General features: G+C 66.1%; 25 protein-coding genes. 14 read left to right on the top strand and 11 right to left on the bottom strand.

Annotated features, from left to right (window positions below; all coding sequences use genetic code 11):
• Positions 1 to 21: 21 nt before the first annotated feature.
• From FIV09_RS04415 to truA, 3 genes are all read right to left on the bottom strand, one after another.
• A complete protein-coding gene (locus FIV09_RS04415; protein WP_152448860.1) occupies positions 22 to 1,548 on the bottom strand; it encodes a cryptochrome/photolyase family protein in 1,527 nt (508 codons plus the stop codon).
• The gene (locus FIV09_RS04410; RefSeq protein WP_152448859.1) at positions 1,545 to 2,210 is read right to left on the bottom strand and encodes an SDR family NAD(P)-dependent oxidoreductase; all 666 of its coding nucleotides are present in this window, start codon (positions 2,208 to 2,210) and stop codon (positions 1,545 to 1,547) included. The genes FIV09_RS04415 and FIV09_RS04410 overlap by 4 nt, the downstream gene beginning before the upstream one ends.
• 238 nt (positions 2,211 to 2,448) lie before the next feature.
• On the bottom strand, positions 2,449 to 3,216 hold the full coding sequence (gene truA, locus FIV09_RS04405; RefSeq protein WP_152448858.1) for a tRNA pseudouridine(38-40) synthase TruA: 768 nt from the start codon (positions 3,214 to 3,216) through the stop codon (positions 2,449 to 2,451).
• A 109-nt stretch (positions 3,217 to 3,325) separates the two neighbouring features.
• Between truA and FIV09_RS04400 the strand changes: the two genes are divergently transcribed.
• Entirely contained in the window at positions 3,326 to 4,732 is a 1,407-nt protein-coding gene (locus FIV09_RS04400) for a YcjX family protein (RefSeq protein WP_152452347.1), read from the top strand.
• Complete coding sequence (locus tag FIV09_RS04395; RefSeq protein WP_152448857.1) at positions 4,729 to 5,808, top strand: YcjF family protein; 1,080 nt, start codon at positions 4,729 to 4,731, stop codon at positions 5,806 to 5,808. The genes FIV09_RS04400 and FIV09_RS04395 overlap by 4 nt, the downstream gene beginning before the upstream one ends.
• Positions 5,809 to 5,989: 181 nt before the next feature.
• On the opposite strand, the gene FIV09_RS04390 is transcribed toward FIV09_RS04395, so the two are convergent.
• On the bottom strand, positions 5,990 to 6,262 hold the full coding sequence (locus FIV09_RS04390) for a hypothetical protein (RefSeq protein ID WP_152448856.1): 273 nt from the start codon (positions 6,260 to 6,262) through the stop codon (positions 5,990 to 5,992).
• 398 nt (positions 6,263 to 6,660) lie between these two features.
• On the opposite strand from FIV09_RS04390, the gene FIV09_RS04385 reads away from it, so the two are divergent.
• The 5 genes from FIV09_RS04385 to recR all read left to right on the top strand — a co-directional run bounded on the left by FIV09_RS04385 (position 6,661) and on the right by recR (position 13,079).
• On the top strand, positions 6,661 to 6,993 hold the full coding sequence (locus FIV09_RS04385) for a hypothetical protein (protein ID WP_152448855.1): 333 nt from the start codon (positions 6,661 to 6,663) through the stop codon (positions 6,991 to 6,993).
• Positions 6,994 to 7,173: 180 nt separating this feature from the next.
• Entirely contained in the window at positions 7,174 to 10,173 is a 3,000-nt protein-coding gene (ileS, locus tag FIV09_RS04380) for an isoleucine--tRNA ligase (protein ID WP_152448854.1), read from the top strand.
• Positions 10,174 to 10,289: 116 nt separating this feature from the next.
• Positions 10,290 to 12,059: a DNA polymerase III subunit gamma/tau gene (locus tag FIV09_RS04375; RefSeq protein ID WP_152448853.1), complete on the top strand. Its 1,770-nt coding sequence runs from the start codon at positions 10,290 to 10,292 to the stop codon at positions 12,057 to 12,059.
• Between the two features lie 62 nt (positions 12,060 to 12,121).
• Positions 12,122 to 12,466, top strand: coding sequence for a YbaB/EbfC family nucleoid-associated protein (locus FIV09_RS04370; RefSeq protein ID WP_152448852.1), 345 nt, complete (start codon positions 12,122 to 12,124; stop codon positions 12,464 to 12,466).
• A 19-nt stretch (positions 12,467 to 12,485) separates the two neighbouring features.
• Positions 12,486 to 13,079 (top strand): recombination mediator RecR, encoded by a 594-nt coding sequence (recR, locus tag FIV09_RS04365; protein WP_152448851.1) that lies wholly within the window; start codon positions 12,486 to 12,488, stop codon positions 13,077 to 13,079.
• 330 nt (positions 13,080 to 13,409) lie between these two features.
• Here recR and FIV09_RS04360 read toward each other — a convergent pair whose 3' ends face one another.
• Positions 13,410 to 14,162: a DUF1013 domain-containing protein gene (locus FIV09_RS04360; RefSeq protein ID WP_152448850.1), complete on the bottom strand. Its 753-nt coding sequence runs from the start codon at positions 14,160 to 14,162 to the stop codon at positions 13,410 to 13,412.
• A 112-nt stretch (positions 14,163 to 14,274) separates the two neighbouring features.
• On the opposite strand from FIV09_RS04360, the gene FIV09_RS04355 reads away from it, so the two are divergent.
• The 5 genes from FIV09_RS04355 (at position 14,275) to FIV09_RS04335 (ending at position 18,953) form a co-directional block, all read left to right on the top strand.
• On the top strand, positions 14,275 to 14,937 hold the full coding sequence (locus tag FIV09_RS04355) for a ribonuclease T2 (protein ID WP_152448849.1): 663 nt from the start codon (positions 14,275 to 14,277) through the stop codon (positions 14,935 to 14,937).
• 263 nt (positions 14,938 to 15,200) lie between these two features.
• Positions 15,201 to 16,106: an ABC transporter substrate-binding protein gene (locus FIV09_RS04350; RefSeq protein WP_152448848.1), complete on the top strand. Its 906-nt coding sequence runs from the start codon at positions 15,201 to 15,203 to the stop codon at positions 16,104 to 16,106.
• Between the two features lie 83 nt (positions 16,107 to 16,189).
• Entirely contained in the window at positions 16,190 to 17,290 is a 1,101-nt protein-coding gene (locus FIV09_RS04345) for an ABC transporter permease (protein WP_254702309.1), read from the top strand.
• On the top strand, positions 17,287 to 18,222 hold the full coding sequence (locus FIV09_RS04340) for an ABC transporter ATP-binding protein (protein ID WP_152448846.1): 936 nt from the start codon (positions 17,287 to 17,289) through the stop codon (positions 18,220 to 18,222). The genes FIV09_RS04345 and FIV09_RS04340 overlap by 4 nt, the downstream gene beginning before the upstream one ends.
• Entirely contained in the window at positions 18,219 to 18,953 is a 735-nt protein-coding gene (locus tag FIV09_RS04335; protein ID WP_152448845.1) for an ABC transporter permease, read from the top strand. The genes FIV09_RS04340 and FIV09_RS04335 overlap by 4 nt, the downstream gene beginning before the upstream one ends.
• Before the next feature lie 162 nt (positions 18,954 to 19,115).
• Here FIV09_RS04335 and FIV09_RS04330 read toward each other — a convergent pair whose 3' ends face one another.
• Together FIV09_RS04330 and FIV09_RS04325 are read right to left on the bottom strand one after the other, a co-directional pair.
• Positions 19,116 to 19,823 (bottom strand): VCBS repeat-containing protein, encoded by a 708-nt coding sequence (locus FIV09_RS04330; RefSeq protein WP_152448844.1) that lies wholly within the window; start codon positions 19,821 to 19,823, stop codon positions 19,116 to 19,118.
• Positions 19,824 to 19,826: 3 nt separating this feature from the next.
• A complete protein-coding gene (locus FIV09_RS04325; RefSeq protein ID WP_152448843.1) occupies positions 19,827 to 20,150 on the bottom strand; it encodes a 2Fe-2S iron-sulfur cluster-binding protein in 324 nt (107 codons plus the stop codon).
• A 114-nt stretch (positions 20,151 to 20,264) separates the two neighbouring features.
• Between FIV09_RS04325 and FIV09_RS04320 the strand changes: the two genes are divergently transcribed.
• Positions 20,265 to 20,666 (top strand): OB-fold nucleic acid binding domain-containing protein, encoded by a 402-nt coding sequence (locus FIV09_RS04320; RefSeq protein WP_152448842.1) that lies wholly within the window; start codon positions 20,265 to 20,267, stop codon positions 20,664 to 20,666.
• 41 nt (positions 20,667 to 20,707) lie between these two features.
• A complete protein-coding gene (locus tag FIV09_RS04315; protein WP_254702308.1) occupies positions 20,708 to 21,277 on the top strand; it encodes a peptidoglycan-binding protein in 570 nt (189 codons plus the stop codon).
• 177 nt (positions 21,278 to 21,454) lie between these two features.
• On the opposite strand, the gene FIV09_RS04310 is transcribed toward FIV09_RS04315, so the two are convergent.
• The 4 genes from FIV09_RS04310 to hflK form a co-directional block, all read right to left on the bottom strand.
• Positions 21,455 to 22,894 (bottom strand): Do family serine endopeptidase, encoded by a 1,440-nt coding sequence (locus tag FIV09_RS04310; protein ID WP_254702348.1) that lies wholly within the window; start codon positions 22,892 to 22,894, stop codon positions 21,455 to 21,457.
• Positions 22,895 to 23,248: 354 nt separating this feature from the next.
• Positions 23,249 to 23,437, bottom strand: a complete 189-nt coding sequence (locus FIV09_RS04305; protein ID WP_152448841.1) for a DUF2065 domain-containing protein — start codon at positions 23,435 to 23,437, stop codon at positions 23,249 to 23,251.
• A gap of 4 nt (positions 23,438 to 23,441) precedes the next feature.
• On the bottom strand, positions 23,442 to 24,566 hold the full coding sequence (gene hflC / locus FIV09_RS04300; protein ID WP_152448840.1) for a protease modulator HflC: 1,125 nt from the start codon (positions 24,564 to 24,566) through the stop codon (positions 23,442 to 23,444).
• The gene (gene hflK, locus FIV09_RS04295) at positions 24,566 to 25,726 is read right to left on the bottom strand and encodes an FtsH protease activity modulator HflK (RefSeq protein WP_152448839.1); all 1,161 of its coding nucleotides are present in this window, start codon (positions 25,724 to 25,726) and stop codon (positions 24,566 to 24,568) included. Before hflK ends, hflC begins: the two co-directional genes overlap by 1 nt.
• Between the last annotated feature and the right edge of the window lie 16 nt (positions 25,727 to 25,742).

Here is a 25,742-nt window from a genome sequence, read left to right as displayed (position 1 = left end):
GCTCCGCCCCCGCAGATTTTCTCAGACCACCTCTTCCTTCGACATCCGGTCCAGGAAATCCTCCGCCTCGCGCAGCACCGTCTCCTTGCGGTCGTCCTTCATCCGGTCCCAGGTCGCGTACATCTGCGCCATGCGCGGATTCTTGGCGAACTTGTCGCGGTGCCGGTCCATGAAGTGCCAATAGAGCAGGTTGAAGGGACAGGCCCCCTCGCCCGTCTTCTTCTTCACCGAATAGGCGCAGTCGCCGCAATAATCCGACATCTTGTCGATGTAATTGCCCGAGGACACGTAAGGTTTCGACGCGATCACGCCGCCATCTGCAAACTGGCTCATGCCCACCGTATTGGGTGCCGTGACCCATTCGAATGCGTCGAAATAGACCCGCATGTACCATTCCTCGACCTCCGCCGGGTCGATCCCCGCCAGAAGCGCGAAATTGCCCGTCACCATCAGCCGCTGGATATGGTGCGCATAGGCCTCCTCCCGCGTCTCCTCCACCGCCTTCGACAGGCAGCGCATCTTCGTCTCGGCGCCCCAGTAAAGTGGCGGCAATTTGCGCTGATGGTTGAGCCAGTTGCGGCTTGGATAATCGGGCCCTTCGCGGAAGTAGATCGCGCGCATGTATTCGCGCCAGCCGATGACCTGCCGGATGAAGCCCTCGACCGCGTTGATCGGCGCATCACCCGCGCGCCAGGCCTCTTCCACGGCCTCGCAGACCTCGCGCGGGTCCAGAAGCCCGATATTCATGTAGCCCGAGATCACCGCGTGATAGAGGAACTTCTCGCCTCCCATCATCGCGTCCTGGAAGTCGCCGAAGCGCGGCAGGGCGTGTTTGACGAAATGCGTGAGCGCGCGCCGCGCCTGGCCCTGATCGGTCGCGAACCAGAAGGGCCGCAGGTCGCCGAAGGAATTGCCGAAGCGCGCCTCCACGAGCGCCAGCACCTCCTCCACCGTCTCGTCCGGGGTGAATTCCATCGGGCCGCCGAAATCAACCTCGTCCGGGGCGGGCTTGCGGTTGTCGTGATCGAAATTCCACTTGCCGCCCGCAGGCTCGCCATCCTCCATCAGGTAGCCGGTTTTCTTGCGCATCTCGCGATAGAAATACTCCATCCGCAACGATTTGCGGCCTTCGGCCCAGTCCTCGAACCAGTCGAGATCGGTGAGAAAGCGGGTATCGCGCAGTTGGCGGACGGGCAGCGACATCTCGTCGAGAAGCTGGATCAGACGGAACTCGCCCGGTTGCGTGGCGACCACCTCCTTAGCGCCGCACTCGTCGGCGCGGCGCATCAACTCGCCGGGGATGGAGCCCGTATTCTCCGTATCGTCGAGCGCGGTATAGCGCACATCCCAGCCATCCTCCCGCAGCCGTGCCGCAAATTTTCGCATCGCCGCGAAGATGAGCGCGATCTTCTTGGGGTGATGTTGCACGTACGAGGCCTCGTCGGCGACCTCGGCCATGACGACGACATCGCGGGACTTGTCGGCCTCCTCGAGCGCCGACAGGGTCTCCGACAGCTGGTCGCCCAGGACCAGGATCAAACGGCTCACCAGGGGATCTCCTTCATGGCGTAATCGTAAAAGCCGCCACTATGCTCGGGCGTGAGTTGCTCGAACACATCGCAAAGCCGCCCCGCCGCCTCCGCCGCGCTGACGGTGGGATGATTGTCGGCATATTTCGCGGTGAAGGCGGTCTCGACGGTGCCGGGATGCAGCGCCACGCAGGACAGCTTCTTGTGTGTCCGGCCGAACTCGATGGCAGCAGAATGCACGAGCTGGTTCACCGCGGCCTTCGCGGTGCGGTAGGAATACCAGCCCCCGAGACCGTTATCTCCGATGGAGCCGACCCGCGCCGACAGCACGGCCATGACCGCAGACTCCCGCCGGGGCAGAAGCCGTGCGCCATGTTTCAGCACCATGGCAGGTCCGATGGCGTTCAGCGCCACCTGATCGGCGATGGCCTTGGGGGTCAGGTCGCGGATCGTCTTCTCGGGCCGCGCACCGTCGATCTCCAGCGCGCCGGTGGCGCAGAAGATCAGGTCGTAGGGTCCTTCGAGGCGTCCCAGATGCTCCTCGACCGAGGCCTCGTCCCTGACATCGAGCCCATTGCCGGAGCGGGACAGCCCCGTCACCCCCACGCCGCGCCGCTCCAGTTCCTGCGCCACTGCGGAGCCGATGCCGCCCGACGCGCCGATAATCAATGCATGTGTCATGGCCGAGGAGGTAGAAAGCCCACGCGCCGCTTCAAGCGCGCCCGTGCCACAGGCCCTCTTGGCCGCGCCTGCCCCGCCGCGGATTGGCCCTACATCGGACGCAGCACGGCGCTCCGAACAGCGCGTCGGCGTTTTGCCGCCCTCGGCTCCCAAGGCTGCGGCCCCTCGCAGCGGACACGCCTGCAGGCTGCCCCAAGCCCCTTCACCTTTCCAGAAAAACGCAACACAACGCCCGCCGTCACGCGAACGGGTCGGCCTCGTAGCCCACGCCCATCAGGTATAACCCCTGCGGTGGCGCCACCGGCCCGCAGGCCGCGCGGTCGCGAGCCGCCAAGGCGCGGCCGACCGCCTCGGGGGGCCATGCTCCCGCCCCGACCCGCTCAAGCGTCCCCACGAAGGAGCGCACCTGGTTGTGCAGGAAGGACCGCGCCCGCAGGCGGAACCGGATCTCGCGGCCCGCATCGGTGTCGACCGCGTCGATCTCCAGCGCGTCCAGCGTCTTTACCGGGCTTTGCGCCTGACACATGGTCGACCGGAAGGTTGTGAAATCGTGCTTTCCGATCAAGGCCTTGGCACCTTCGCGCATGGCATCGACATCGAGCGGGCGGGTCACCTGCCAGACATGGCCCGGCTCCAGCACCGCGCGCGGCCTGCGGTTCAGCACCCGGTAGAGATAGCGCCGCTCGCCCGCCGAGAAGCGCGCATGCCAATCCTCCGCCACCCGCGCGGCGTTAACGATGGCCACGGGCTGCGGCTTCAGATGGTGATTGAGCGCTTCCTGCAGGCGGAACGGCTCCCAGTCCTTGGCCAGATCCGCATGCGCCACCTGCCCGCGCGCATGCACGCCTGCATCGGTGCGTCCGGCGGCGGCGATCGTATGCGGCCCCGGCTCGAGCCGCGCAAGCGCGGCCTCGATCGCCCCCTGCACGGAGGGCTGATCCTTCTGACGCTGCCAGCCCGAGAACGGCGCGCCATCATATTCCACCAAGAATGCAAATCGCGGCATGGCCCCGGGCGATAGACAAAGTGCCGACACGCGGCAAGCCCCGGCCTCTGGCGAAGCGCGCGCCGACTGCCTATCTTGCGCGTGAGGCTTGAGCGGAGAAGAAGCGCGCGTGATCATCTCGGATATAGCAGACAGGCTCACGCGCGGCGTGGAAAGCGTGGGCGACACCTTGTCCGAGACGTTCTTCGAGCCGGTGATCCGACTGGGCGTCACAGGGCTTGCCCGCGCGGGCAAGACGGTATTCATCACCTCGCTCGTCGCGAACATGATGGAGCGTGGGCGCATGGGGCAGCTCAGCGCCGCCTCCGAGGGCCGCATCGTCGCGGCCTATCTGCAGCCCCAGCCCGACGATACGCTGCCGCGCTTCGACTACGAGCAGCACCTCGCGGCCCTGACCGCCAAGACGCCGCGCTGGCCCGAAAGCACGCGGGCCATCTCGGAGCTCAGATTGTCGCTCAAGGTGCGGCCCACGGGGCTTCTGGGCGGCATTCAGGGACCGCGCACGGTGCATCTCGATATCGTGGACTATCCCGGCGAATGGCTGCTGGACCTTGCCCTTCTGGACAAAAGCTATGCCGAATGGTCCGCCGAGACGCTCGCGCGCTTGTCGAACCGCGACAGCGGCGCCGCGTTTCGCGAAGCACTCGCAGGCGAGGACAGCGCGCAAGCGCTGGAGGAGCTGCGCGCGCAAAAGCTCGCCGAGACTTTCACCGCCTATCTGCATGCCGCGCGCGATGCGGGTTATTCCGATTGCACGCCGGGACGCTTTCTGCTGCCCGGCGATCTCGCGGGTTCGCCGGTTCTGACCTTCGCGCCGCTGCCCCCACAGGAGGGCGCACCCCGAAAATCGCTCTGGCGCGAATTCGAGCGGCGCTATGAGGCCTACAAATCCCGCGTGGTGAAGCCGTTCTTCCGCGATCATTTCGCCCGGATCGACCGCCAGGTGGTGCTGGTCGACGCTTTGGGGGCTATTCACAAGGGCCCCGACGCGCTGGCCGATCTGCGCCAGACCATGGCCGATATCCTCGGCGCCTTTCGCCCCGGCCGGAACGCCTTTCTGAGCCAGCTTCTGATGGGCAAGCGGGTGGAGCGGATCCTCTTTGCCGCCACCAAGGCCGACCATCTGCACCATGCGCAGCATGACCGGCTGACAGCACTCATGCAGGCGATGACCCGCGAGGCGTCGGACCGCGCCGAGTTCGCGGGCGCCAAGACCCGCGCCATGGCCATCGCGAGCCTGCGCGCCACCATCGAGGAGACGCGCGACATCAAGGGCCAGCGGCTCGATTGCGTGCGCGGCACATTGCTCGAGACGGGGCGGGAGGCGGCGCTCTGGCCCGGTGAGTTGCCCGCCGATCCGCGCGTGCTTCTGTCGGGCGACGAGACCGACTGGCTTGCGGGCGATTACGGCATCATGTCCTTCGCGCCCGCCCCGCTGTCGCTGCGCCCCGGCCATGGCCCGCCGCATATCCGGCTCGACCGGGCGGCGGAATTTCTGATCGGAGACCGGCTATGAGCGACCGAAAGCGTGACGCGGACCGCCGCCGCCCCGTCCTGATCGAGATCGACGCGCCCGAGGCGGGCCCGGACACGCCCAGCTCCGGTCCCGCGGACGCGCCGCCCGTGCCTGATATCGGCGCTGATTTCGGCACAGATTCCGGTCCGGATGCCCCGCCGCAGGGGGCCGCGATGGCCAATGCGGCAGCCCTCGCCGCGCGCCGCCCGTCGCGTCTTGCGCGCTGGTTCTGGGCGCTCGCAGGCCTGATCCTGACCACCGTCATCTCCATTGCCGCGTGGAATTTCGCCACGGCACTCGTCGCGTCCAATCCGATCTTGGGCTGGCTCGTGACCGGGCTTTTTGCGCTGTTCGTGCTGGTCACCCTCCTGATCGCGATCAAGGAATTGTCCGCCTTTTCAAGGCTGAAGCGGCTCGATGCGCTGCAGCGCGCGGCGGACACGGCCCTGTCGCAAGGCAGTCTCGAAGAGGCGCGCGGGGTCACCACGCAGCTCACCGCGCTCTACAAAGGCCGCGATGATACCCGCTGGGGAAGGGAGCGCTTCGCCGAGCGTCAGGGCGATGTCTTCGATGCCGAAGCCCTGCTGCAACTGGCCGAGCGGGAGGTGCTGGGCCCCCTCGATGCCCGCGCCACGGCGGAGGTGCAGGCCGCGGCCCGGCAGGTCGCGGCAGTCACGGCGCTGGTGCCCTTGGCCTTTGCCGATGTGGCGGCGGCGCTTTCGGCCAATCTGCGCATGATCCGCCGCATCGCGGAGGTCTATGGCGGGCGATCCGGCACGCTGGGATCGTGGCGCCTGACACGCGCGGTCTTCTCGCACCTCGTGGCAACGGGGGCCGTCGCGGTGGGCGATGACATGCTGGAGCCGATCCTGGGCGGCGGGTTGCTCGCGCGGCTGTCGCGCCGCTTCGGCGAAGGGCTCGTCAATGGCGCCCTGACCGCGCGGGTCGGTGTCGCCGCGATGGAGGTCTGCCGTCCTCTGCCCTTCTCCGAGGGGCGCAAACCCTCGGTGCGGCGCATCGTGGCCACATCACTGACCGATCTTTTCGGCAAGGACCGCGGCAAGGACGACGCCTAGCGCCAAAAGAAAGACGGCCCCGAACCCCTGAAGGGTCCGGGACCGCCGAAGCTGCATTCGCGGTGGCGCGCGGCCCGGTCTCCGCTGCAAAAGACGGGCGATCCGGCGCGTGGCTGCTCACAGGCGCAGGACGGTGGGTGTCCGTGGCGCTACCGGCAGGCTGCAGTTGGCCTGAGGGCGATTATTCTGCGGGTGTCGCGGCAGGTGCGGTTGCCTCCGGCGCTTCGGCGGGGGCGATCATGCTGCCCTCTGCGGGCGCCGTGCCGGTCGCGTCGCCGCCCCCGACAAAGCTCAGCACGATGAACAGCACAATGACGAGGCCGATCGCGACGGCAAGACCGCCGAGAACCCCGCGCCGGTTATCGGGTGTGGCACCCTGCATGCCCCGGCTGTACCGCGACGCGCCGGATCGCGGGTCGCTTCGGCCGTGGTCGATTTCGTCTCTGTAAGCCATCGAGAAGTCCTCCGGGTTTGGGTCGGGCCATGAGATGCGGCGTCGGGCGGTGCGCATGCCTGCCGCTGAGGAAAGACTGCCCGTGCGCGAGGCCCCTTGTCTCCGTTATTGCCGCCGAGACGGGAAAACGGGCCAAGGCTCGCCAGCCTCCGCCCCCGTGCCAAGCCGGAAATCGCCGTTCCAAATCGCGCGGGCGGCGCATCGGCGACGCTCTGCGCATCGGTGGGGCGCGCGGGCCGAGTTCTGCCGATGCGGGTCGTCGGCAAGGTCAGGAATACCGGCCTCGACAGATGGGGCGCGCCGGGGCACCCTCTCGCATGTTGACGCTTATTTTTTAGTCATCTTGCGAAATTGATACCCGTTCCTTTTTCAATCATCCGGTTTCAAGGGTCTGTTTTATGTTTTTCGAATTGACCGGTTACACTGTCGAGGATGCCTGCAACGCCGCAGGCTTCCTCGGGGTGGTCACCTATATCTGCAATTACACCCTGCTCTCGCTGCGTTATCTGACCAGCGAGAGCACGCTCTATTTCTGCATCAACACGCTGGCCGCCGTGCTGGTGATGCTGAGCCTGACGCAGAACTTCAACATGGCCGCGGCCCTGATCCAGGGGTTCTGGATTGTGCTCGGAGGGATCGCCATTTCGCTGCGCCTTCACCGGCATGTGCGCGGACGGATCGACGCGCGGCTGGGCCGCGTTCATTCCGTGCATGTGCATCCCGCGGAGTGACGCGCAGCACTGGACCATCGGGGGCGGCCTGCCTATAAGGCGGGCATGATGAAGCCCGCCGCGATCATCATTCGAATTATATGCCCGGCGCCGTAATCTACGGTTCGCCGGGTCAAAGGCGTCAGCCCTGCCGCGCCGCCCCTCACCCCATCCGATACTCCATTTCCGAGGACGCCACAGATGTGCGCCGACACCGTGACCGATCAGCCTGACTACAAAGCCACGCTGAACCTGCCCAAGACCGATTTTCCCATGCGCGCGGGTCTGCCCAAGCGCGAACCCGACTGGTTGGCCCGCTGGGCCGAGATCGGCATCTACGACCGCCTGCGCGAGCGCGCCGAGGGCCGTCCCCCCTTCACGCTGCATGACGGCCCGCCCTATGCCAACGGGCACCTTCATATCGGCCACGCGCTCAACAAGACGATCAAGGACATGATCGTCCGCTCCCACCAAATGATGGGGCGCGACGCGCGCTACATCCCCGGCTGGGATTGCCACGGCCTGCCCATCGAGTGGAAGATCGAGGAACAGTACCGCGCCAAGGGCCAGAACAAGGACGAGGTCGACATCGTCGATTTCCGCCAGGAATGCCGCCGCTTCGCCGAAGGCTGGATCGACATCCAGCGCGACGAGTTCAAGCGTCTCGGCATCACCGGGAACTGGGACAAGCCCTACCTGACGATGGATTTCCACGCCGAGCGCGTGATCGCGGAGGAATTCCAGAAATTCCTGATGACCGGCACGCTCTATCAGGGCTCGAAGCCCGTGATGTGGTCGCCCGTCGAGAAGACAGCACTTGCCGAAGCCGAGATCGAGTATCACGAGCACCAGAGCCACACGATCTGGGTGCCCTTCGAGATCGTGCGCGGCGGGCATGTCACCATGGCCGAGGGCGAGGATGACGATTTCGCGGGCGCGGATTCGGACCTGATCGCGGAAGGCATGCGCGGCGTGAAGGTGGTGATCTGGACCACAACGCCCTGGACCATCCCGTCCAACAAGGCCGTGGCCTACAACCCCGCCATCTCCTACGGGCTCTACGAGGTCACCCGCACGCCCGAGGAATGCTGGGCCTCCGTGGGAGATCGCTACATCGTGGCCGACAACCTCGCGGGCGACGTCTTCACCAAGGCGCGGCTCGAAGAGGGTGGCTGGGAGCGCGTGCGCGAGGTCACGGCCGATGAGCTCTCGACGCTGCACATGGCGCATCCCTTCCGCGGAGCCGAGGGTGCCGAGGGCTTCTGGGATTACGACGTGCCGATGATCGACGGCGATCACGTCACCGACGATGCGGGTACGGGTTTCGTGCATACCGCGCCGAGCCACGGTGCGGATGACTACGAATGCTTCCTCAAGCGCAATTGGCTCGACCGGATGACGCATAATGTGGGCGAGGAATCCGAATTCCTGCCGCACGTTCCGTTCTTCGCGGGGCTGCGCGTGTTCAACCACAAGGGCAAGGAAGAGAAGGCCAATGGCGCGGTGATCGCCAAGCTGGTTGAGGTCGGCGGCCTTCTGGCGCGTGGGCGGCAGAAACATTCCTACCCGCATTCCTGGCGCTCCAAAGCACCGATCATCTTCCGCAATACGCCGCAATGGTTCGCGGCCATCGACCGGCCCGTGGGCGACGGTCAGGACGATCTGGGCGAGACCATCCGCGGCCGCGCCCTGACCGCAATCGACCAGGTGAAATGGACACCGCAATCGGGGCGCAACCGGCTCTATTCGATGATGGAAGCGCGGCCCGACTGGGTTCTGTCGCGCCAGCGCGCCTGGGGCGTGCCGCTGACCTGCTTCACGAAAAAGGGCGCGCTGCCCACCGATCCGGACTTCCTGCTGAAGGACGAGGCCGTGAACGCGCGGATCAACGCCGCGTTCGAGGCGGAAGGCGCGGATGCCTGGTACGCGGACGGCGCCAAGGAACGCTTCCTCGGCAACGATTACGACCCGGCCGAATGGGATCAGGTCTTCGACATCCTGGACGTGTGGTTCGATTCAGGCTCGACCCACGCCTTCGTGCTGCGCGACCGCGAGGACGGCAGCGAAGACGGCATCGCCGATGTCTACATGGAAGGCACCGACCAGCATCGCGGCTGGTTCCACTCTTCGCTGCTGCAGGCCTGCGGCACCATGGGCCGCGCGCCCTATCGCAACGTGGTCACCCACGGCTTCACGCTGGACGAGAAGGGCAACAAGATGTCCAAGTCGCTCGGCAACACGATCGTGCCCGAGAAGGTCGTGCAGCAATATGGCGCGGATATCCTGCGGCTCTGGGTGGCGCAGACCGACTATACCGCCGATCAGCGCATCGGGCCCGAGATCCTGAAAGGCACGGCAGACAGCTACCGCCGGTTGCGCAACACGATGCGCTTCATGCTGGGGGCGCTCGCGCATTTCGAGGAATCGGACCGCGTGGAGCCTGCCGACATGCCCGAGCTGGAGCGTTGGGTGCTGCACCGTCTGGCCGAGCTCGATGAACGCGTGCGCACGGGCTACGCGGCTTTCGATTTCCAGGGCGTGTTCCAGGCGCTGTTCAACTTCGCCACGGTGGACCTCTCGGCCTATTACTTCGACATCCGCAAGGACGCGCTTTACTGCGATGGCGATACGGCCCGGCGGCGCGCGGCCCGCACGGTGCTCGACATCCTGTTCCACCGCCTGACGACCTGGCTTGCGCCGGTGCTCGTCTTCACCATGGAAGAGGTCTGGCTGGAGCGGTTCCCGGGCGACGACAGCTCGGTGCATCTGCAGGACATCCCCGAGACGCCCGCGGCATGGCGCGACGACGCGCTGGCGGCGAAATGGCGTGGCATCAGAGAAGTCCGTCGATACGTTACCGGAGCACTGGAGACTTCGCGCCGAGACGGTCTGATAGGAGCAAGCCTTGAAGCCGCACCAGTAGTCCACCTAGGCACCGTCGCAAGCCATTGGCCTAATGCAGAAAAAGCCAAGGCAGACCTTGACAGTATTGACTTCGCCGACGTGTGTATCGTGTCGGAAATCACCGTTTCAGAACAACGGGCTCAGGAGAAAGCAGATGGCGATTGGACAGCACCTGTAGTTGTAGAGGTCGACCTGGCCGAGGGCGAAAAGTGCCAGCGTTGCTGGAAGATCCTGCCCGATGTGGGCACGCATAGCCATCCCGCGACCTGCGCGCGCTGTGACGCCGCGCTGAGCTAAGACCCGCGCCCCACAAAATTGGATAATTTTGTGGGGCGAAAAATTCTTATCTAAGAATTTTGCGCGGCACCGCCCGCGCTCTGGACAAGTCAGGCCTGAGACAGGACCATCACGCCATGAATACAGCTCCCTCCGCCTACCAGGTCCTCGCCCGCAAATACCGCCCCGAGACCTTCGCCGACCTCGTCGGGCAGGATGCGATGGTGCGCACGCTCAAGAACGCCTTCGCCGCCGACCGCATCGCGCAGGCCTTCATCATGACGGGTATTCGCGGCACAGGCAAAACCACCACGGCGCGGATCATCGCCAAGGGCATGAACTGCATCGGCCCCGATGGCGAAGGCGGCCCCACGACGGAACCTTGCGGTCAGTGCGAACATTGCGTTGCGATCATGGAAGGTCGTCATGTGGACGTGCTGGAGATGGACGCGGCGTCGAACACAGGCGTCGGCGATGTGCGCGAAATCATCGATTCGGTGCATTACCGCGCAGCCTCGGCGCGCTACAAGATCTACATCATCGACGAAGTTCACATGCTGTCCACAAGCGCGTTCAACGCGCTTCTGAAGACGCTTGAGGAACCGCCCGCCCACGTCAAATTCATCTTCGCCACGACCGAGATCCGCAAGGTGCCGGTCACCGTCCTGTCGCGTTGCCAGCGCTTCGATCTGCGTCGGATCGAGCCCGAGGTGATGATCGCGCTTCTGCGCCGCATCGCGACCGGCGAAGGGGCCGAGATCACCGACGATGCGCTGGCCCTCATCACGCGCGCTGCCGAAGGATCGGCCCGCGATGCAACCTCGCTTCTCGATCAGGCGATCAGCCATGGCGCGGGAGAGACCACCGCCATTCAGGTGCGCGCGATGCTGGGGCTCGCCGATCGTGCGCGCGTCCTGGACCTCTTCGAGACGATCATGAAGGGCGATGCGGCAGCGGCGCTCACGGAGCTGTCGGCGCAATATGCAGATGGCGCGGACCCGATGGCGATCCTGCGGGATCTCGCCGAGGTCACGCATTGGATCTCCGTCGTGAAGATCACGCCCGAAGCGGCGGAGGACCCCACCATTTCGCCTGATGAGCGCACCCGCGGGCAGGCCCTGGCCCAGACGCTGGGGATGCGGCCGCTCACGCGGATGTGGCAGATGCTGCTGAAGGCGCTGGAGGAAGTCTCCGCCGCGCCCAACGCGATGATGGCGGCCGAGATGGCGGTGATCCGGCTGACGCATGTGGCCGAACTGCCCTCGCCCGAGGACCTCGTGCGCAAGCTGCAGGCCGAAAGCCCGCCCCCTGCCCCGCCCGGCGGCGGCGGAGGTGGCGGCATGACCCATGCGCCCGCAGGCGGTGGCGCGCAGGCCCAGGGCGTACCCGTGCCCACCCATCGCGGACCCTCGGGGCCCTCGGCCTCTCATGACGGCAATGCGGTGCGCGCGGTCGCCAAAGATGACGCGCTTGCCCGCTATCCGACATTTGACCACGTGCTCGAGTTGATCCGTGCCAATCGCGACGTGAAGCTTCTGGTCGAGGTCGAGGGTGGCGTGCGGCTCGCGGCCTATCAGCCCGGCCGGATCGAGTTCACCCCGACCGAGGATGCCGCCCCCGATCTGGCGCAAAGGCTGGGCGCGTCCCTGTCGCGCTGGACCGGCAATCGCTGGGCGGTGACGCTGGTGAACGGCTGCGAGGCGCCCACGCTCGTGGAGACGCGGGATGCCGACGTGCTGGCGCTGCGCGAGGAGGCGGCAAGCCATGACATGGTGCGCGCGGTCTTCGACGTCTTCCCGAAAGCGCGGATCCTCAAGGTCACCACGCCCGAGGAAGAGGCGCAGGAAGCACAGGCCGAGGCATTGCCCGAGGTCGAGGAGGAATGGGATCCTTTCGAGGACGACTGACCTTGTGAGACGGCCCCCGCGCCCGTATCTCAGGGGAAACACCCGTATTCAGGAGAGACGAGATGTTCAAAGGACTTGGTGGGCTCGGCGACATGAGCAAGATGATGAAAGCCGCCCAGGACATGCAGACCAAGATGACCGAGCTTCAGGAAGAGATGCACAACATCGTGGTCGAGGGTGAGGCCGGCGCAGGCCTCGTGAAGGCAAGCTGCACCGCCAAGGGCGAGCTGAAGACGCTCGACATCGACCCGTCGATCTTCAATGGCGACGACAAGGAAGTGGTCGAGGACCTGATCTTGGCGGCGATCAAGGATGCGCAGCAAAAGGCGCAGGAGCGCTCCAAGGAAGAGATGGGCAAGCTTGCGGAAAGCATGGGCCTGCCCAAGGACATGAACCTGCCCTTCTGAGGCAGGTCGCACGCGCCCCATGGCTGACCGCAGCGAGATCGACGCGCTGATCGACTTGATGGCGAAGCTGCCGGGGCTCGGCCCCCGCTCCGCCCGTCGCGCCGTGCTGCATCTCATTCGCAAGCGCGGGCTGTTGTTGCAGCCGCTCGCGGAGAGCATGGCCGATGTCGCCCGGACCGCGCGGGAATGCCTGAATTGCGGAAATGTGGGCACGTCGGATATCTGCGCGATCTGCGCCGACGAGGCCCGCGCGACAGGCCTCCTTTGCGTGGTCGAGGACGTGGCCGATCTGTGGGCGATGGAGCGCGCGGGCGTCTTCAAGGGCCGCTATCACGTGCTGGGCGGCACGCTCTCCGCGCTCGATGCGGTGGGTCCGGACGATCTGCGTATCCCCAAACTCGTGGACCGCGTGGCGAGCGAGGAGATCACCGAGGTGATCCTCGCTCTCAATGCGACGGTCGATGGGCAGACCACGGCGCATTACATCGCGGATCAGCTTGAGGACCGTGTCGAGATTTCCTCCCTGGCCCAGGGCGTGCCCATCGGCGGGGAGCTCGATTACCTCGATGACGGGACGATCACGGCTGCGCTGAATGCCCGCAAGCGGGTGTAAGGACGCGCGCGGACAGGATTGCGTGTGCCGCGGCGGCGCGCGGGTGGTGTTCACCCGTCTTGGCGAGTCGGGCCATGCGCGATCGTGTCCGCGTCGGATACGGCGACCGGAGCGCGAGGATGGCACGGTCGGATGGTGGGTTTTCACCCACCCTACGGCAACAGTCTCATATCCTGCGCCTTGGCGATCAGCCCTGTAGGGTGGGGGAAAACCCACCGTCCGAGGCAGATGGCGCCGGACACGTTCGGAATATCTGCCCGCGCGGACCCCGGCGAAAAAAAACCCGCGCCGGAGCGCGGGTTCCCTGCGGGCCCATGAAGGCAGCCGCCCTTACTTGTCGTCGTCGTCCTCGTCGTCATTCCCGCCATCGGGCAGGTTGAAGAACGAATCCGCATCCGCGTAATCGCTGTCGGACTTCTCTTCTTCCTCCTCGCGCGGGTCGGAGAGCGAAAAGCTTTCGAGCCCTTCCATGCTGGAGGGCAGACGCGGCTCGGGATCCATGCCCAGCGATTGCTCGGTCGAGACGAGCTTGCGGCGCTCGTCGTCATCCATGACCTTCTCGGCGGCTTTCGAGGCCTTGGCCACGGCGGCATCGAGCTCGGACTGACGGCAGAGGCCCAGCGCCACGGGATCGATCGGCTGCAGGTTCGAGATGTTCCAATGCGTCCGCTCGCGGATCGACTGGATCGTGGGCTTCGTGGTGCCCACGAGCTTGGAGATCTGGCCGTCGGACAATTCGGGATGGAACTTCACCAGCCACAGGATCGACGCCGGACGGTCCTGACGCTTCGACAGCGGCGTGTAGCGCGGGCCGCGCCGCTTGTCCTCGTCCACGGCGGCGGGATTGTGCTTCAGCTTCAGCTTGGCCGTGGGATCGGCCTCTGCGCGGTCGATATCCTCCTGCACCAGCTGGTTGTTGGCAATGGGATCGAAGCCCTTCACGCCCGCGGCCACGTCGCCATCGGCAATGCCCTGAATTTCCAGCTCATGCATATCCGTGAAATCGGCGATTTGCTTGAAGGTCAGCGTGGTGTTGTCCACCAGCCAGACCGCGGTGGCCTTGGGATGCAGCAGCTTGGCCATAAAACTCTCCTTCACATATCTCTCAGGGCGGGCGGGGCCTGGGCCCTGCCGGGTCCCGGCGGGCCGGGACAGTCACCATTGTCGGGGAACTTGGAGGCTATATAGTCACGGCATGGACAAGTTGAAAGAGAAAATCGCGGGCGTCGCCTGCGCGGCAATCCTGGCTCTGGCCGCGCCCGGCCAGACGCAGGCCGAGGGCGAGATCGCGGGAGACTTCGACTATTACGTCCTGTCCATGACCTGGTCGCCCACCTGGTGCGCGCTGGAAGGGGACGCCCGCCGCTCGCCGCAATGCGCACCCGAACGCGATGCGGGCTGGATCCTGCATGGTCTCTGGCCGCAATTCGAGGAGGGATGGCCCTCCTATTGCCGCACGCCGCATGCGCCGCCCCCGCGCTCGATGACGCAAGACATGGCGAATGTGATGGGCACGTCGGGGCTGGCCTGGCATCAATGGAAAAAGCACGGCACCTGTTCGGGCCTTTCCGCGGCGGCCTATTACGAGACCGCCGAAACGGCGTTCGATGCCGTGGTCCTGCCCGAGATCTTCACGCGGCTCACCGATCCCGTCACCCTGCCCGCCTCCGTCGTGGAGGAGGCGTTTCTGAAGGACAATCCCGATCTTGAGCCGGACATGCTGACCATCACCTGCCGGTCGGGCCGCATCCAGGAAGCACGGCTTTGCCTGTCGCGCACACTGGAGCCCGTGCCCTGCGGACGTGACGTGGTTCGCGATTGCACGCTGGGCGATGCGCTGCTCGATCCGGTGCGGTGAGCGGGCCGGAACTTGGCCCCAAGCCGCGGCGCCTTTCACCGGCAGTCCTGCGGCATAGATGCCCGCGCGAAGGGGCTCACCATGAGCACCATAGCCAGTCTCCGCAAACGCGGCGCCGAGCCCCCTGCCCGAAGGTCCGCATGCCCCGCATACCCCCGCTTCGACGACACGAGGCTTGGCGCTGCGGCGCATCCGCCTACATCGCCAAAGGAACCAACGCTCAACGGCGTTTCAACTTACAGTTTGCCAGGAGCAGATTTCCCATGAACACCCGCCTGATCCTCGCCACCGGCCTTTTCGGCACGATTGCCGCCACCGCACAGGCCGACATCACCGTTTCCTCCAAGATCGATACCGAGGGCGGCCTCCTGGGCAATATCATCGCTCTCGCGCTCGAAGATGCGGGCCTGCCGGTCGAACGGCGGCTGCAACTGGGCGGCACGCAGGTCGTGCGCGAGGCCCTGCTTGCGGGCCAGATCGACATCTATCCCGAATATACCGGCAACGCGGCGTTCTTCTTCAACGAAGCCGAGAGCGAGGTCTGGAAGGATGCAGACGCCGCTTATGCCCGCGCGGCCGAGCTCGACGCGGAGGCCAACAACGTCACCTGGCTCGCGCCTGCGCCCGCCAACAACACCTGGGCCATCGCGGTGACCGGCCCCGTCGCGGAAGAGAACGATCTGACCACCATGTCCAATTTCGGCGCCTGGGTCGCGGATGGCGGGTCGGTCAAGCTGGCCGCCTCGACCGAGTTTGTCTCCTCGCCCGCGGTGCTGCCTGCCATGCAGGACACCTATGGCTTCGAGCTGAGCGAGGACCAGACCGTGATCCTGTCGGGCGGCGATACGGCCGCGACGATTCAGGCCGCCGCGCGGGGCACGTCGGGCGTGAATGCCGCGATGGTCTACGGCACCGATGGCGGTGTCGGCGCAACGGGCCTCGTGGTCATGGAGGACGACCAGGGCGTGCAGCCGGTCTACGAGCCGAGCCCCATCGTCCGCGCCGAAATCCTGGAGGAATATCCTTCGATTCCAGACGTGCTGAACCCGATCTTCGGCGCGCTCGACATGCAGACACTGCAATCGCTGAACGGCCGCATCCAGGTCGGCGGCGAGCCCGCCGAAGCCGTGGCGCGTGACTACCTGACCGAGGCGGGAGTGCTGGACTGAGCGTCACCGAAATAGCCGGGCCGCGCGCTCAGGACGGTCTGTCCCGGCCCGGCATCCTCTTCGCGCTGCTCGGGCTCGGGGCGTTGCTGCTGCCGTTCATGACGCTGGCCGCCAACCGGATCGTGGCTGGCGACGGCGTTCCGGCATGGGCCGTGGATGCGCTTGGCGTGACGGTGCCGGGCGTGGCCGCTATCGTCGCAGGCCTTTGCCTGGGCCTTCCTGCGGCCCGGCCGCGCCTGCGGCTGGCGGGATCGCTGATCGGGCTCGCCGGACTTCTGTGGCTGCTGATGCAAGGGGGGCCTGCCCTGCTCGATGGTGCAGGGGACTATGCGCGCGTCTCCCCGGCGATGGGATTCTGGTGCCTGCTCCTTGTGCTGATGCTGCTGATGGCCGATGCGCTGTCGCAGCTATCGCCCGGCCCTGCTGCGCGCGGGGCGCTTTTGGCCGCCGTTCTGGGCGCTCTGGCCCTCATTCTCTGGTCCGGCGCGCTGTCACCGCTGTCGATCCTGCAGGAATTCGAGGGACGGAAAGCCGCCTTCGCGGATGCAACGCTGCGGCATCTGGCGCTCGCGTTCGGCTCGCTCGGCATGGCGGCGTTGATCGGTTTCCCGCTGGGCATCCTGTGCCACAGGCGGGTGCAATTGCGCGGAACGATGCTGCCGGTCCTGAGCTTTCTGCAAACCATCCCGTCGCTTGCGATGTTCGGCCTGATGATCCCCATTCTGGGCTGGGTGGGCGACACCGTGCCCGGCGCGGAAGCCATCGGCATTGCCGGGATCGGCTTTGCGCCTGCCTTTCTGGCGCTGGTGCTCTATTCGCTGCTGCCCGTTGTGGGCAACACGGTGGCCGGACTTGGTGCCGCGCCACCTGCGGCGCTGGAGGCAGCGCGCGGCATGGGCATGACGCCCGCGCAGCGGCTATGGCAGGTCGAGCTTCCACTGGGCCTTCCCATCATCCTAACGGGTCTGCGCATCGTGCTGGTGCAGAATATCGGCCTTGCTGTCATCGCGGGCCTGATCGGCGGCGGCGGCTACGGCACTTTCGTGTTTCAGGGCCTGAACCAGACCGCGACCGATCTGATCCTCTTGGGCGCGCTGCCGACCGTTGCCCTCGCACTCACATCGGCCATCGTGATGGACATCCTTGTCGACCTGGCCCGCCCGACGCGGAAGGAGCCCGCATGATCGAGATCGACCAGATCACCAAGACTTACGGCACGACGCGGGCCGTGGACAGCGTGACCATGACCGTCGAGACCGGGACGATCACCGTGATCGTCGGCACGTCGGGGTCCGGCAAGACCACGCTCTTGCGGATGATCAACCGCCTGGAAGAGCCGACATCCGGCGAGGTCCGGATCAACGGCGAGGCGACGAGTGCCACCAAACCGCATCTTCTGCGGCGGCGCATCGGCTATGCGATCCAGGGGCACGGGCTTTTCCCGCATCACACCGTCGCGCGCAATATCGGTGCGGTGCCGGACTTGCTGAATTGGCCGAAAGAAAAGATCCGCGCGCGCATCGATGAATTGCTGACGCTCTTCTCGATGGAGCCCGCGAAGTTTCGGGACCGGTTCCCGTCGGAACTCTCCGGCGGTCAGAAGCAGCGGGTCGGCGTCGCGCGCGCCCTGGCCTCGCGCCCCGATCTCATGCTGATGGATGAGCCCTTCGGCGCGCTCGACCCGATCATCCGGGCGCGGGCGCAGGACGATCTGCGCCGGATCCAGAAAGCGCTCGGATCGACGATCATGCTCGTCACACACGACATGGAGGAGGCGATCCGCCTTGGCGACCGCGTCGCGGTCATGGATGGCGGCACGCTCGTGCAGCATGGCACCCCCGCCGAGATCATCGCCAAGCCTGCGAGCGGTTTCGTGGCCGACATGGTGGGCGACGTGGAGCGGCCGCTGCGGCTTTTGTCGCTGATCCCGCTCGCGGAGCTTCTCGAGGACGGGCCCGCCGAAGGGGCGGCCATGCCCGCCGATGCCAGCCTGCGCGATGCTCTGTCGGCCTGTCTTTGGACGGGGCGGTCGGCCGTGCCGGTGGAGCGGGACGGCGTCCCCGCAGGCCGCGTGACCTTCGAGGCGATCCGCGCCCGCGCCGAGATGCACGCATGAAGATCGGCACATTCCTGCGTCCGGCGCTCGTGTTGCTGCTGCTGGCGCTGGTGCTGCGGCCCGGCTGGTTCACACCGGTCTTCGCGCCACTGGCGCCCGAGGGCGCGCCCGTGATCTACGAACGCAGCTCGCTTCTGTCCCTGTCGCTGAGCCATCTGGGTCTCGTCCTTGCCGCCACGGCGGCGGCCACGCTGGTGGCGGTCACTCTGGCGATCCTGGTCACAAGGCCTGCCGGGGCGGCCTTCCGGCCCCTGTCGCGCACGATCACCAATATGGGGCAGACCTTTCCGCCCGTGGCCGTGCTGGCGCTTGCCGTGCCGGCACTCGGCTTCGGGGCGGGTCCGACGCTTGTCGCGCTCTTTCTCTACGGCTTGCTGCCCATTTTCGAGAATGCGATCACGGCACTATCCACCCTGCCGCCCGCGACGATGGATGCGGCACGCGGGATCGGGCTCAACCGCTGGCAGCGTCTCCTGCGGGTGGAATTGCCGCTGGCCCTCCCGGTGATGCTGACGGGTATCCGCCTGTCGGTGGTGATCGCCCTCGGGACCGCGACGATCGGCTCCACCGTCGCGGCGCGCACCTTGGGCGAGGTGATCATCGCGGGACTTCTGACGAACAATACGGCCTACGTGTTGCAGGGCGGTCTGATCGTGGGGCTGTTCGCGGTGCTGATCTATGACGCCTTGGTGCAGCTTGAGGCGCGGCTGGCCCGCCGGATGGGGGCATGAGGCGAAGGTACTTCGTCGCCCCGGCCTGTGTCGACGCCCGGCCCTCATGAACGTTGAGCGGCTTCCGCTTGTCGAACGATCGCTTCCCCCCGACGACACATTGAGACGATGAAGCATATTGGCGACGCGCGTGATCGCCCCCCGTGTTGCGCAGTCAGCGGCTCAGCGGCACGTGCGCGCAGCCTCTGCCCGGCTCGGGGACCATGGACCTATCGCGGTGGTGACGATCCGGTCGCCGTTCCATGTGACCGCAACCGTCTCGGACCAGTCCCCGCGCGCGAGGATCAGGGCGGGTGGTGAGGCACAAGGCGCCGCGCCGCCGATGATGTAATCCCACCCGATCCGGTGATTGCTGAGCCCTTCCGCCCGCGCGACCTCGGACAAGTCATTGCCGACCAGATTAAAGAGGCGCAGGGTCTTGGCGAGGTGCGGCCGGTCCACATAGGCAATCTCGACCCGGCCATCACCGTCCAGATCCGCGACGCCCGCAGGGGCCAGCCAGCGGTTCGTCTGGCCGATGAAATCGCCGGTCGCGCGGTGGCGCAGCGCGGTGCCGTCCCAGTGCCAGATTGCCAGACGCGCGCCGCGCTCGGCATGGGTCTCGACCGTGATCACCTCGGGGGCGCCGTCGCCGTCCACATCCGCAAGACGCGGTGCGGTATCCTCAAACACCATGGGCGCGTCCCAATGGGCGGTGACGACGCGTCCATCGGACAGGGTCACGACGAGGTCTTCGTATTCGACCGCATCGCCCAGAACGCCATGGGCGTACCGCGTGGTCGGCCCGTCATAACGCGCCGCGGTGATCTGGCTGGCGGCGGCGCATCCCGCGCTTGCGATCAGGACCGCCGCGAGAAGCGCGCCCCGCATCGATCAGATCTGCTTTTCGGGCATCTGCACCACGAGCCCGTCCAGCGCGTCGGTGACCTTGAGCTGGCAGGTCAGGCGCGAGCGCTCGGGATTGGGCTCATAGGCGAAATCGAGCATGTCCTCTTCCATGTCCTCTTTCGCGGGCAGCTTGTCGACCCAGGCGGGGTCCACGTAGACGTGGCAGGTGGAACAGGCGCACGCCCCGCCGCAATCGGCCTCGATGCCCGGAATGCCGTTGTCGCGGGCGCCTTCCATCACCGTAAGGCCGGTCTTCACATCGACCACGTGTTCGGTGCCGTTATGCTCGATATAGGTGATTTTCGCCATGCGCGGGTCTCCCTCGGATTAGGTTTCCGTGGGACATAGGCGAGGGCCGCGGCAGGATAAAGGGTTATGAGGTCGCGGATTGCATCCGGACCCATTTGTTCTATATTTGTTCTAATGCAGGTGATCTCAAGCACATCCAGATTCCAGGGCTCGGTCGATTGGCCGCGCCCGCCCTCCTGTCTGACCGCGGACCGGACGGGCCTGCCGCCGCAGGGCGCGCGGGTGGCCGTGGCAGGGCTCGTGATCCTGCGCCAGCGGCCGGGCACCGCGAAGGGGGTGATCTTCCTGACGCTGGAGGACGAGACCGGCGTCGTGAACGTCATCGTCTGGCGTGGCATCTACGAACGCTTTCGCCGCGCGGTGATCGCGGGCCGCATGTTGCGGGTGACCGGACGGCTGCAGCGCGACAACAGCGTCACCCACGTGATCGCCGAGGAGATCGAGGATATCTCGCCCATGCTCGACCGTTTGCTGGCCGCGCCCGAGGCGCTTTCGCAGAAGGCTGAAACAGGCTAACCTGCCCTCCAACGAGAGGCAGAGCAGAGGCCCGTCCCGTCATGACCCGCATCGCGGTCCTTACCGTCTGTGTCGGCGGTCTTGCCATGGCCATGGCGTGCAGCCCCGTGGGGCCTGAGACGGGCGGCGGCGCGCGGCCCGATTTCAACACGATGGGCCTTGGCGACGACGATTCCCGACCCGACCCCGCCGGCGGCTGCTACGCGACGGAGCGCACGCCCGCCGTCTACGAACAGGTCCCCGGTCAGGTTCTGGTGGTCCCGGAGGTCCGCGCCGAGGACGGCACGCTTGTCCGTGCGCCGATCTACCGTAACGCGACCGTGCCGAAACTTGTCCGCCCGCGCGAGGAGGTCCGCTTCCCCGCGCCCTGCCCGCCCACCTTCACGCCCGATTTCATCGCCACGCTGCAGCGCGCGTTGGTGGCGCGGGGCTATTACGGAGGCGCGGTGACAGAGCGGCTCGACCCGCCGACACGAGCGGCCATCGCAGCCTTCCAGCGGGAGCGCGGTCTCGACAGCGATAAACTTGCCCTCAACACCGCGCGGGAGCTGGGACTTGTCGCGGTGGAAGTCGATGGCGCCACGCCGGACAGGCAGGCCCCGGCGGGCTAGACTGCGCCGCTGCGTGTGACCGAGATACAGGCACCGCTGCGTCCTTTGAGACCGTCAGTCGCACTTTCGAACCGAAACCGACCGCTTGGCAGTCGCCTGTCAAAAAGGGGCAGCCAAATGCAGAACAGGGCGCGGAAGCCCGCGCCCTGCCCCTGACCCAAATCTCGAAAGCTGCGATTACTCTTCGAGCGTCAGCGCCACGAAACGGGGATCGCCGGAGCGGCGCACCAGAAGCAGGATCGACTTGCGGCCCGCCTCTTTCGCGGCGGCGATCCGATCTTCGAGATCCGCGATCTCGGCCACCGTCTCGCGGCCCGCTTCGGTGATGACGTCGCCCGCCCGCATGCCCTTCTCAAAGGCTTCCGAGGATTCGTCGACCGACGTGACCACAAGACCCGTCATGTCGGCGTCGAAGCTGAATTCCTCTGCCAGCTCGGCATTGGGCAGGGTCAGGCTCAGCCCCAGCAGATCGGCCGAGGACGGGGTTTCCGGCGTCTCCGCCTCGGGTGTCTCCGCCTCGGCGCTTTCCGCTTCTTCGCGGCGGCCAAGCGTGACCATCAGCGTCTCGGTCGCGCCGTCGCGGTTCACGACCACGCGCACGGCTTTGCCGACAGCGGTGTTGCCGACCTGACGCACGAGCCCACGCGTGTCGACCACGTCGCGGCCATCGAACTTCATGATGACATCGCCCGACATCATGCCGGCCTCGGCGGCGGGGCCTTCCGGCACATCGGTGACGAGCGCGCCATTGGTCGAGGCAAGGCCCATCGCCTCTGCCACGTCCTCGGTCACGTCCTGGATCCGCACACCCAGCCAGCCGCGCCGGGTTTCCCCGAATTCCTGCAACTGGTCGACGACGCGGGTCACCACGTTCGAGGCCATCGAGAAGCCGATCCCGATGGAGCCACCGGTGGGCGACAGGATCGCGGTGTTCACGCCGATCACCTCACCATCCATGTTGAAGAGCGGCCCGCCCGAATTGCCGCGATTGATGGCGGCATCGGTCTGGATGTAATCGTCATAGGTGCCCGACAGCGCCCGGTTGCGCGCGGAGACAATGCCCGCGGAGACCGAGAAGCCCTGCCCCAGCGGGTTGCCCATCGCCATGACCCAGTCGCCGACGCGCGCGGTGTCGCTGTCGCCGAAGCTGACGAAGGGCAGCGCCGTATCAGCCTCGACCTTCAGGAGCGCGATATCGGTGTTGGGATCGGTGCCGACCACTTCCGCGCGCAGCTCCTCGCCCGAGAAGAACTCGATCAGGATCTCGTCCGCGCCTTCGATGACGTGGTTGTTGGTGACGACATAGCCATCCTCCGAGATCACGAAACCAGAGCCCAGTGCCGAAGACCGGCGCGGACGGTCGCCCTGCCCGTTGCGATCCTGGAACTCCCGGAAGAAATCCTCGAACGGTGAGCCTTCGGGCACGATCCCCTGCGGCCCGGTGCGACCGGCAACCGTGGTCTCGGTGGTGATGTTGACGACCGAGGGGCTGATCCGGTCCGCAAGGTCCGCAAAGCTGCGCGGGGCATTGCCCTGCGCGCTCGAGAAGACGGATTGCGCGAGGATGAGGATCATCGACAGGCTGGCCAGCCAGAACAGACGAAGGGCAGGACGCATATCGCGACTGCGGACGGAAACGTGGGCGGTCAAATCAGGGCATCCTTGTATCTGTGGTCGGACATGCGGCAGTCCGCGCTGCCGGTTTCCTCAAAGATAGGCGCTTTCGCGCAGGTCTCAAAGGTCGATCATGCAAGTCACCCGGTTGTGAGTCCGCTTTTCCGGCGGATCGGCCGCCATGTGGCGCCGATTGCGCAACGGCACGGCAGGATATCAACGGGACCAAATGCCCGTACGGGACACTCGCGCCCGCCTTCGAGCGCGACAAAAATGCGAGGGATTTGAGATATGGCAGCGATGGTGCGGCGCCGGTCAGGCGATCTGCCGCATCCGGCCAAGGCCGTCTTGCACCGTTCAGACCGCGAACCACAAAACGACGACTCCGGTCGCCACGGTCACCAGCCCCAATGTGCGGCGCTGGTCGAGCGGCATGGCCGAGAGCGCCTCAAGCAGGCGTTCGACAAGCGAAGGGGCCAGCGCATAGGCCAGCCCCTCCACGATCAGTGCTCCTGCGAGCATCACCAGAATGGTGTCGCCCGACATGGGATCAGTTCGTCACTTCGGACGGTTCTTCCTCGGTCGGCGAGGCTTCAGGCGTTGCCGCGCTTTCGTCATCCGGCGTGGCGCCAAGCGGCACGTCCAGTGTCTCATCCTCGCCGATCGGTGCCATCGTATCGTCCTGAGGCGCCAGCTGATCGCGGGCGCTGTCCGGCAGATCCGGCGAGATGCGCACATCCGGTGCCAGCTCGCGCAGCCGCTCGATATCGGTGTTCGAGATGCTGACCGCCGAGAGGCCTTCCGCGCGGATCGCGTCGAAGAGCGGGCCGACGAGATCGCTGTTGGGCGACATCACCAGCGTCGAATTGTCCGTCTGCAGCGTGCGCTCCAGCGCCGAGAGCGACCGGTAGAACGAGAAGAACTCCGGATTGTCGCCGAAAGCTTCGGCATAGACGCTGTTGCGCTCCGCATCCGCTTCACCGCGGACAATATCGGCTTCCCGGTTCGCCTGTGAAGTAGTCTCGACCACGGTCCGGTCGGCGGCGGCGCGAACCCGCTGGGCGGCCTCGTTACCGCGCGCGATCTCGTCCGCGGCTTCCCGTTCCCGTTCCGCCCGCATCCGGGCAAAGGTCGCGTCGAGGTTCTGCTGCGGCAGGTTGGTCTGCTTCAGGCGCACGTCGACGATCTGCAAGCCGAGGCTGGCCGCTTCGGTGCGGGCCTGTTCGCGAATGCGCACGGCAAGGCTGCGGCGCTCGGTCGACAGGATCGTGTCGGACGTGACCTGATCGGCACCGAGAACCTCCCGGATCTGCGCGTTCAGGATCGACGAAAGACGATCTTCCGCGGCCCGAATGCCGCCCACGCCCACGGCCTGACGGAACTGCACGACGTCCGAGATCCGGTAGCGCGCAAAGGCGTCGACCACGAGACGGCGGTCATCCGAAGGCGTGACCTCGATCGTTTCGGTGTCGAGCGACAGGATGCGGTCGTCGTATTTCACGACTTCCTGGATGAAGGGCACCTTGAAACCGATGCCCGGCTCTTCGCGGACCTGCTTGATCTGGCCGAATTGCAGCACCAGCGCCTTTTCGCGCTCGTCGACGATGAAGATCGCCGACAGGATGCCCACCACGACCAGAACCGCGGCGCCGATCAGGATATTGAGCTTACTCATCAGTTCGACCCTCCGGTCTGCGTGCGTCTCTGGTTCAGCTCGTTGAGCGGAAGATAGGGCAGCACGCCCTGGCCGCCGCCATTGCCGCTTTCGTCGAGAATGATCTTGTCGATGCTGCCGAGCGTGCGCTCGATCGTCTCGAGATAGAGGCGGCGCTGGGTCACTTCGGGCGCCTGGTTGAACTCCTGGGCCACGGAGATGAAGCGCGAAGCCTCACCGATGGCTTCGTTCACGACGCGGGCGCGATAGCCCTCGGCCTGTTCCAGAGTCTGGGCTGCCTGACCACGCGCCTCGGCGAGGACACGGTTGGCATAGGCATCCGCCTGGCGCTGAAGACGGTCGCGTTCCTGCTCGGCCGCCTGGACCTCACGGAAGGCGTCGATCACCTCGGCGGGCGGGTCGGCCTGGTCGAGGTTCACCCGGACCACGTTGATGCCCGACTCGTACTCGTCCAGCGTTTCCTGGATATTCGCCAGAGCGGTATCGGCGATCAGACCCCGGTCGCGGTTTAGGATCGGTGCAAGGTTCGAGGCCGCGATGATCTCGCGCATGACCGACTCCGAGACCGCCTGAACGGTCAGCTGCGGGTCACGGATGTTGAACAGCAGACGCGCGGGATCCTTGATGTTCCAGACGACCTGGAACTCGATATCCACGATGTTGGCATCGGTGGTCAGCATGAGGCCATCACCGTCGCGGCCCCGGCGCATGCCGATATTCTCGGTCCGCTCGGAAGTGACGTTGATCACTTCATAGGTGACGACCGGCCAGGGCGCGAAGTTCAGACCCGGGCTGCCGGTGGAGGAATACTCGCCGAGGAACAGCTCGACCGACTGCTCTTCCGGGCGCACGGTGTAGAAGCTGGAATAGAGCCAGACCGCGAGCACGGCGAGAAGGCCGATGATGACCGTACCGCGACCGACCTGCGGACCACCGCCGCCGCCATTGCCGCCGCCGGTGCCGTTGCGGCCATCGCCCTTGCCGCCCATGAGGACGCGCAGACGCTCCTGTCCCTTGCGTACGAGTTCGTCGATTTCGGGCATCTGGTTGTTGTCGGGGCGTCGTCCGCCGCCGCCACCGCCGCCTTGCGGACGCTGCGGGCCATTGCCGCCGCCCGATTGCCCGCCGCCGCCCCATGGGCCGCCGCTGTTGCCTGCCATGTGGTGTCTTCCCTTC

Origin of the sequence: Roseivivax sp. THAF197b, assembly GCF_009363255.1 — a bacterium.
In the GTDB taxonomy this organism is placed as follows: Bacteria; Pseudomonadota; Alphaproteobacteria; order Rhodobacterales; family Rhodobacteraceae; genus Roseivivax.
Note: the sequence above shows the minus strand (reverse complement) of the source record. Positions and strands in the feature narration are given on the sequence as shown.

Excerpts from the sequence above, each read along its gene's own strand:
- FIV09_RS04340 (WP_152448846.1), top strand. The coding sequence starts at position 17,287 with ATGATCGAGATCGACCAGATCACCAAGACTTACGGCACGACGCGGGCC.
- FIV09_RS04335 (WP_152448845.1), top strand. The coding sequence starts at position 18,219 with ATGAAGATCGGCACATTCCTGCGTCCGGCGCTCGTGTTGCTGCTGCTG.
- FIV09_RS04310 (WP_254702348.1), bottom strand. The coding sequence starts at position 22,894 with ATGCGTCCTGCCCTTCGTCTGTTCTGGCTGGCCAGCCTGTCGATGATC.
- FIV09_RS04375 (WP_152448853.1), top strand. The coding sequence starts at position 10,290 with ATGAATACAGCTCCCTCCGCCTACCAGGTCCTCGCCCGCAAATACCGC.
- ileS (WP_152448854.1), top strand. The coding sequence starts at position 7,174 with ATGTGCGCCGACACCGTGACCGATCAGCCTGACTACAAAGCCACGCTG.
- FIV09_RS04355 (WP_152448849.1), top strand. The coding sequence starts at position 14,275 with ATGGACAAGTTGAAAGAGAAAATCGCGGGCGTCGCCTGCGCGGCAATC.
- FIV09_RS04325 (WP_152448843.1), bottom strand. The coding sequence starts at position 20,150 with ATGGCGAAAATCACCTATATCGAGCATAACGGCACCGAACACGTGGTC.
- recR (WP_152448851.1), top strand. The coding sequence starts at position 12,486 with ATGGCTGACCGCAGCGAGATCGACGCGCTGATCGACTTGATGGCGAAG.
- truA (WP_152448858.1), bottom strand. The coding sequence starts at position 3,216 with ATGCCGCGATTTGCATTCTTGGTGGAATATGATGGCGCGCCGTTCTCG.
- FIV09_RS04305 (WP_152448841.1), bottom strand. The coding sequence starts at position 23,437 with ATGTCGGGCGACACCATTCTGGTGATGCTCGCAGGAGCACTGATCGTG.
- hflK (WP_152448839.1), bottom strand. The coding sequence starts at position 25,726 with ATGGCAGGCAACAGCGGCGGCCCATGGGGCGGCGGCGGGCAATCGGGC.
- FIV09_RS04410 (WP_152448859.1), bottom strand. The coding sequence starts at position 2,210 with ATGACACATGCATTGATTATCGGCGCGTCGGGCGGCATCGGCTCCGCA.
- FIV09_RS04370 (WP_152448852.1), top strand. The coding sequence starts at position 12,122 with ATGTTCAAAGGACTTGGTGGGCTCGGCGACATGAGCAAGATGATGAAA.
- FIV09_RS04385 (WP_152448855.1), top strand. The coding sequence starts at position 6,661 with ATGTTTTTCGAATTGACCGGTTACACTGTCGAGGATGCCTGCAACGCC.
- hflC (WP_152448840.1), bottom strand. The coding sequence starts at position 24,566 with ATGAGTAAGCTCAATATCCTGATCGGCGCCGCGGTTCTGGTCGTGGTG.
- FIV09_RS04395 (WP_152448857.1), top strand. The coding sequence starts at position 4,729 with ATGAGCGACCGAAAGCGTGACGCGGACCGCCGCCGCCCCGTCCTGATC.
- FIV09_RS04320 (WP_152448842.1), top strand. The coding sequence starts at position 20,265 with ATGCAGGTGATCTCAAGCACATCCAGATTCCAGGGCTCGGTCGATTGG.
- FIV09_RS04350 (WP_152448848.1), top strand. The coding sequence starts at position 15,201 with ATGAACACCCGCCTGATCCTCGCCACCGGCCTTTTCGGCACGATTGCC.
- FIV09_RS04315 (WP_254702308.1), top strand. The coding sequence starts at position 20,708 with ATGACCCGCATCGCGGTCCTTACCGTCTGTGTCGGCGGTCTTGCCATG.
- FIV09_RS04390 (WP_152448856.1), bottom strand. The coding sequence starts at position 6,262 with ATGGCTTACAGAGACGAAATCGACCACGGCCGAAGCGACCCGCGATCC.
- FIV09_RS04330 (WP_152448844.1), bottom strand. The coding sequence starts at position 19,823 with ATGCGGGGCGCGCTTCTCGCGGCGGTCCTGATCGCAAGCGCGGGATGC.
- FIV09_RS04360 (WP_152448850.1), bottom strand. The coding sequence starts at position 14,162 with ATGGCCAAGCTGCTGCATCCCAAGGCCACCGCGGTCTGGCTGGTGGAC.